The following is a 7,099-nucleotide window of genomic DNA, read 5'->3' on the forward strand; positions in this document are numbered from 1 at the left end:
TTTCAGTGTGGACGTGGGTTTTCCAGCAGTAGGGCCATACCCTGGCCGCCACCAATGCAGGCGGCGGCGATACCATAACGTTGACCGCTGGCTTTCAGCTGCCGGGCCAGAGTATGGGCCAGGCGTAATCCGGTAGCCGCCAGAGGGTGGCCCAGGGCAATTGCTCCCCCATGGCGATTAAGTTGATCATCTTCGATCTCAAGCTCACGTTGAACCGCGAGGAGTTGAGCGGCCTGAGCCTCATTGATCTCAAAACTACCTATTTGCTCCATGCGCAGTCCGCTTCCCTCCAGCAGTTTGCATATCGCTGGAACAGGCCCAATGCCCATGATGTCCGGAGGTACGCCTACTACCGCAGCCGCTCGTAACCGGGCCAGAACTGGACGTGAGCCAGCAGTTGAGGTGGACATGACAAGTGCAGCGGCTGCGCCATCGACTACGGCACAACTATTACCAGCAGTCTGCACGCCTTCAGGGTAAAGGGCGGTCAGGCGGGCGAGGGCCTCAGCTGAAGTAGGGCGTGGGTGGGTGTCTTCGCAGACACGGGTTTGGCGGCCATTGAGAGCTAGAGTGCGCGGCTGTAGGCCGGGCTGCTCGAAACACTCCCTTTCAATAGGGACGATTTCGTCAGCGAACCAACCCTGCTGCTGGGCGGCCAGCGCCCGCTCAAAGCTGCGCAATGCATAATTGTCCACTTCCTCGCGGCTGAGCGCATAGCGGCGGGCGAGGTTTTCTGCGGTTTGCATCATGCTCAAGTTCACCGCAGGGTCAAACAAAGCCTCCCAGAGAAAGTCCTTGAACTCTACCGGTTGTCCGAGGGCAAAGCCGCTGCGGTGGCTGTAACTGGTGATAGGGTTACGTGACATCGACTCGCTTGCAACGCACAGGACGCTGGTGGCCTGGCCGCGATCGACCTGCTCGGCAGCATGCCGTAGAAGCTCCAGACCGGTGCCACAGATGCGCTGCAGGCCGAGTGCCGGAACTGTCTGCGGCACCCCGGTGTAGAGACCTATATGGCGCGGTAGCATATAGGCGTCGAAGCTGGCCTGAGCAACGCTGCCAGCTACCACGCTATCAATACGGTCAGGAGTACACTCGGTACGCTTGAGTAGCTCCCTGGCTACTTTGATGCCCATGTCTGTTGGTGAGGCAGCGGCCAGGGCTCCGCGATAATCGACCCATGGGGAGCGGACCGCATCAACAAGGAGCGCGTCTTCGAATGCGCAGAACAGTCCGCGAGAGTTCATGGCTACTACAATACCTCGTTTTCTGGTTAATTTACCCAAGTGCGGCGGCGCCACTGGATTTCATTATGATTAACATAATTAACTAATTTTCAAGATGCTATGACATACGTTCTGACTCGTCAATGCAAAAAAATCGATGCCAGCCATTTTGCTTTTACAACCCCGCGACACATTGAAAATAGTGATTCTGGTCGTTCGTAAGCGGAACCAGACCGGAAAAACTACATTGTGCCGCACGCAAATGGGCTGTTGTTCTTTCTGTTCCGGGAAAGCTTGTTAATGTTAAGTGGTTTCATGCTTTCACAGTTTTCTATACAGTGCTGAGCAAAGGGTATGGCCAAAATGCAAGGGGCCTTTGATAGGCAAGCGTCTCAAGGGCAAAGAGCCAGCACCCATGAGACGTTGTAGACTGATGCAGGAAGGGTAGCCGCTTTAAAGCTATGGCTCCTGTACTCGGCACATGCCAAAACAATAACAACCAGCTGACCCCGATAAGACTCCTTCGGGGTGATCCAGGTGTAGCCATCCAGGGAGGGGTGACGACTGGGTGCAGCAACCATGGAGAAGAATGATGGCATTTAAGCGAGCTCCCTCTCTTCTACTTAAATCCATGCCCCCGCGGGCTACTCGGGGCTTCCTTGATCGTGAACGGCTGCAGCTGGGCCGTATCGAAGCGAGCGGAGCTCAAGTGATCGCTCTTCTTGCGCCTGCCGGGTTCGGCAAGACTGCCCAGCTGAATCATTGGCGTAGGGAGGTGCTTGCCCGCGGTGGGCTGGCTTTCTGGCTCACTGTGGATAGCAATGATGAGCCGCTGAGTCTAGTTCGCGGTTTGGCATTTTCTGCGCAGTTGTCCTGTGGGAAGCATGGTTTTGATGAGCACTTCCTGCAGTGGATCGATGACTGTTCTGATCCCCGCGAAGCCATTACTGGCTGGTTGGCTGAAGTTGCCAACCTCGCAGTTGAGGTGGTTTTACTGCTGGATGAGCTTGATCGCCTGCCCATGCCCAGTCGGAACGAGATACTGACCTATTTGCTGAATAACGCTCCTGCCAATCTGCAAGTTGCCCTGGCTGCGCGACCTGCCGGCGCATTGGTTGCGAGTGGAGCACTGCGGATGGCTAGAATGGTTCGTCTGACCGCCTCCGACTTGCGTTTTCGTCTTGATGAAACCCTGGCTGTATTGTCATCGGTGTTGAAAGGAGGGGAGGACCTGGATACGGCGGCGGCGCTGCATGATTTGACCGAAGGCTGGCCTTTTGGCATTCAGCTGGTCGCTGCCGCGCTCTACCGTAGTGGCGACCTGGAGGGGCTCATCGGAGCGGCAACTGCCGACATTCGGCATTACTTTATCGATACCGTCATCAACAGCCAGTCTGCCGATGCAGTTTATATGATGGAGCGTTTGGCCGGTTTCGATCTGATTCATCCGGATCTATGCCTGGCTGTTCTCGATAAAGTAGAACTCGTCGATGAGCTTCTCAGGATTCAGGATGAGACGCCGTTATTATCGCAGGTAGAAGGCAATGAATGGATGCGGCTGCACCCGCTTGCCCATGAGGTGTTGCGTGAGCGCTGGATCCAGTTACCGCTTGCAGAGCGTAAACTGATAGCGCAAAAAGCGTCTGCTTGGTACGCCGCCAATGAACTATATGAAGAAGCTGCGCAGCAGGCATTTTTGGCGGGGGATGTCACCACTGCTTTCGATCTGGTCGAGCGCAGCACGTACCAGATGACGGTTCAAGGCAAGAGTGTGACGGTGCTCTCCTGGTATCGGCGGCTGCCTGAAGAGGAGCTTCACCAGCATCCGGGGTTCTGGGCGCCGACCGCTTGGGCGTTGGCGATGAGCCAATATAATGGAGAAGCCCAAGTGTTGGTGGATCTGATACTGGCGCAGCCCGGAATTGCGCCTGGGGAGAAGTTTGAAGCGGCCTTGATTGAAATGACAGCTGCAGGATTCTCGGATCGTATAGATGATATTTCTGAAAGGTTGGACCGCTGGCCAGAACCGCCTTCAGATGCGCACCCGACTCATGTGCCGATCTACTTTATCAGCACGTCCTTTGTGGCCTTGTATCGCGGACAGCCGGAACAGGCGCGCCTGACGCTCGCTCAAATAGACAGCCTCGACCAGGAGGTGGTCTATTCGCCGGTATCATACGGTCTGGCGGACTATGCTCTTGGGCTGAGCTACCTGTGGGAAGGCAGATATATTCTTGCAGAACAGGTACTACGGCCTGCCCTAGCCCGTGCGGAAGGGCGTCTCGGTCGCATGAATCCTGTTACCTGTATGCTAGCGACCTTGCTGGCGCAAGCCTGTTGGGATGCTGGAAGAGAAGATGAGCCAAGCGCGCTTCTGGCGGGGCGTTTGGTTGCACTTGAACGGAACGGCTTGCCGGACGCTCTTCTTGCAGCTTACAGGGTGCTGGCGCGTGTTGCTGTGCGGGAAGGGCGCCAGGATCAGGCACTGAATCTTCTCGAGTCGCTGTGCGCAATTGGTCAGGGCCGTGCGATATTGCGCTTTCAGATTCTGGCTAAATTTGAGCTGGTACGGCTGCATGCACAACATGGGCGGGCAGAGTCGGCTCTTGCTCTCAGCAGGGGGCTGGATCAGTTGATTCGCGATTGTCGCGCCCATATTCCCGTCCCCTTCATACCCTGGGCAGATTTGCATGCTGATTTGGCACGGGCGCATGCGATGCTTGCTCATCAAGATGAGGCCTCATTGGTCACGGCTCTGACTGCGGCAGAATCCGCCATACGTCTGGCGGAGGGGCTCAAGCGTGGCGGCGAAGAGACGGAGGCACGCTTGCTGCAGGCGGAAGCATGTCGGCGGCAAGGGGGAAGCGATGCACACAGGCTGCGGCTTGAGGCTGTAAGTCTGGCTCGCGCTAACGGCATGCTGAGGGTTCTGCAGGAATTACATCCGACGCGTGAGCATGAGCTAGAGGTTGAGCTTGAGCGCAACAGGCGCGATCAGGCACCGCCCCCCACTGCAGACAAGTCTTACGTGCGTGGGACAGCGTTATTGACGGTTAAAGAGCGTGAAGTCCTGGCGCTGCTGAACCGGAACATGAGCAACAAGGAAATAGCCCGGGCGATGGAGGTTGGGGAGGAAACCATAAAGTGGCACATGAAAAACCTCTTCAGTAAGCTCAATGCCGCTAACCGCAAGCACGTTGTCGCTCGTGCACGCATGCTGGGGCTGATTGACTGAGGTAAAGGTGACCCCACTCTTGAAGAGGGGGGAGATAATGTAGCTGATCTCGTACCTTGATCTCCATGCATTTTCAGAAGCTGTCGGGATGGCCATGACGGTTTCCAGGATTTTCAATACCCTGCATGGAGTATCACAATAAGATGAGCATCCCCGTTTATGTCGTTGGCGTCGGCATGTCCCAGTTCGGGCGTCATATAGAACGTTCCCTTCAATCATTGGCTGATGAGGCGCTTTCGACCGCGCTCCGGGATGCCGGTGCCGCTCAAGATGATATCGAACAGGTTTTCTATACAGGCGTAACACAAGGGCCCTTCATGGGGCAGACAGCCGTTCCCGGTCAGGTTCTGCTGCACAAGCTTGGCTTGGTCGGCTTGCCGGTCTGGAACGTCGAGAATGCTTGTGCTTCCGGAACCAGTGGATTTCAGCTGGCAGTGCAGGCACTGCGTTCTGGGGCTTGCGATATAGCATTGGCGCTGGGTGCCGAGAAGATGAATATTCCAGACAAAAGCAGGGCGTTGGCCTTGTTCGAAGGTGGATGGGATGTGCTCACTGCTGATGAAAACGCGACAAGACTGTTGGAGTTGGGTAACGGCATTGAGGTGCCGCCAGGTAGCGAATCAGACCGCCCCTACAGCCGCTTCATGGCAATCTACGCAGCGATGTGCCGGTTCTGGATGAAGTCGTTTGGTACGACGCAGCGGCAGATTGCTGCGGTGTCTGCAAAGAACCATCACCATTCGGTACATAACCCCTTTTCGCAGTACCGCCAGTCTTTCACCATCGATGAAGTGCTGGCTGCGCCACCCATTACCTATCCGTTGACTCTACCCATGTGTTCACCGCTGTCTGATGGGGCGGCGGCTGTGATTGTATGCACCGAGGCGGGTTTGAAGCGGTTGTCTATCGACCGACGCCGTGCGATTCGCGTTGCGGCTACCTCTATCGCAACCGCCACTCCACGGGCGCCGGATGCCTTTGATCAGGCTGTATGTCGTCGCGCGGCCAATGGGGCCTACGAGCAGGCAGGAATTGGTCCTGATGAGGTGTCTGTTGTCGAGGTGCATGACGCCAGTGCCGTGGGTGAGATCATGGCGGTGGAATACCTCGGCCTGGTGCCGATGGGCACTGCAGGGGCGGCTGCCGAGGCAGGTGATTTGTCGATTGGCGGACGTATTCCGGTCAACCCTTCAGGTGGTCTGGAGAGCAAGGGGCATCCCATTGGCGCGACAGGGCTTGGTCAGATTCACGAGTTGGTAACCCAATTGCGTGGTGAGGCCGGTCTCCGACAGGTTGAAGGAGCCAAAGTGGCGCTGCAGGAGAATGGCGGTGGTTCGATCGGCTATGAAGAAGCCGTGGTCACGGTCAACCTCTTCACGCGCTGAGAGGAGAGCCGGTCTGGATTGGCAGCGGAAGGCGCTGCCAATTTCTTTCGAAAGCCTTGGAGACATAATGAAAAAAATAAGCATATTGGCTGCGAGTCTTTTGGTAATGCAAGTGGCCGGTGTTCAGGCTCAGGTGGAGCCTGGGCCAGCTTTGGACGCACAAGCTCACACTGCTGATATGTACATGACTCCCTCATTTCGCATGGCGCAGCCGCGAGTTTCCCCTATGACAGAAGCTGAGCTGGGTGAGAGTACGCTGCGATTGATGGATCATGCTCGCGTAGAAGGAACGATAGCTAATATTTTTACAACCTTGGCGCACCATCCGGAGTTAGTACAGCGGTGGGTGCCCTTCGCCGAGCAGTTGTTACTCGGCTCAACATTGCCCGCTCGCGACCGTGAAATAATTGTCTTGCGCATGGGCTGGCTCAGCCAGTCGGAATATGAGTTTGCTCATCATGTGGCGATTGGTAAGCAGGTAGGTCTCAGTGATGCTGACATTCATCGCATTGTCTCTGGGGCTGACGCGACCAACTTGCCTCCTTTCGATGCAGCTCTCATACGTGCTGTGGATGAGCTGAATGACGACTCGTTTATCAGCGATCAAACTTGGAAGGTGCTTTCAGGAAAATACAATACCCAGCAAATGATAGATCTTGTTTTCCTGGCGGGACACTACAAGCTGGTATCTATGACACTCAACTCTTTGGGTGTACAGCTGGAAGATTCCTATAAGGAGTTTCTAAGGAAACCATAACGCGCGGTTGTGCACAACCGGATCATGAATAGAGTAGGCAGTTGAGCCTGAACCCGGGTCTAAAAGTTTCCTGTTTCTTGGTAGCGAGCATGCACTCATTGCCATTCCTTTTCGTCCCCCCCCCATTGATATCTCTATGCCCCCTCTTGGTTGGGGGGGGATGCAAAAAACAAAATCAGTAATGTTCAGGTGCACGCCATGCATGAATGGATGGCATGGGCTTCGGTAATAACAATAATCAGCCGGCTGTGACCGGTAGAAGGATATGATCAATGAAGCAGATAAAAACAGCCTCATTGCCCCAGTTGCGCTATTTTCAGCGTCTTAGTGTGACGTTGATGGCTTCTCTGGTGGCAACATCTGCGAGCGCAGCAGTAATCAATGTCGACAATTCAGACCTGAACATTCGCTGGGATAACACGGTAAAATATAACTATATGCACCGTGTGGAAGGCCAGGATAGGAACATCCTGAACAATCCAAACCACGATGATGG

The 7,099-nt window shown here is 55.3% G+C and carries 5 protein-coding genes; 4 read left to right on the forward strand and 1 reads right to left on the reverse strand.

All coding sequences use genetic code 11. The features are described from left to right. Positions 1-2: 2 nt before the first annotated feature. Positions 3-1,247 (reverse strand): thiolase family protein, encoded by a 1,245-nt coding sequence (locus VF673_RS09425; RefSeq protein ID WP_440291747.1) that lies wholly within the window; start codon positions 1,245-1,247, stop codon positions 3-5. A gap of 571 nt (positions 1,248-1,818) precedes the next feature. Between VF673_RS09425 and VF673_RS09430 the strand changes: the two genes are divergently transcribed. The 4 genes from VF673_RS09430 to VF673_RS09445 all read left to right on the forward strand — a co-directional run. Further along, the gene (locus VF673_RS09430; RefSeq protein WP_440291739.1) at positions 1,819-4,461 is read left to right on the forward strand and encodes a LuxR C-terminal-related transcriptional regulator; all 2,643 of its coding nucleotides are present in this window, start codon (positions 1,819-1,821) and stop codon (positions 4,459-4,461) included. A 143-nt stretch (positions 4,462-4,604) separates the two neighbouring features. Further along, the gene (locus VF673_RS09435) at positions 4,605-5,846 is read left to right on the forward strand and encodes a thiolase family protein (RefSeq protein WP_440291740.1); all 1,242 of its coding nucleotides are present in this window, start codon (positions 4,605-4,607) and stop codon (positions 5,844-5,846) included. A gap of 67 nt (positions 5,847-5,913) precedes the next feature. Beyond that, the gene (locus VF673_RS09440) at positions 5,914-6,603 is read left to right on the forward strand and encodes a carboxymuconolactone decarboxylase family protein (protein ID WP_440291741.1); all 690 of its coding nucleotides are present in this window, start codon (positions 5,914-5,916) and stop codon (positions 6,601-6,603) included. Between the two features lie 272 nt (positions 6,604-6,875). After that, a partial coding sequence (locus tag VF673_RS09445; protein WP_440291742.1) for a DUF1302 family protein occupies positions 6,876-7,099 on the forward strand: 224 nt, incomplete at its 3' end.

Origin of the sequence: Halopseudomonas sp. Lyrl_26 (assembly GCF_051948695.1) — a bacterium.
Lineage (GTDB): Bacteria > Pseudomonadota > Gammaproteobacteria > Pseudomonadales > Pseudomonadaceae > Halopseudomonas > Halopseudomonas formosensis.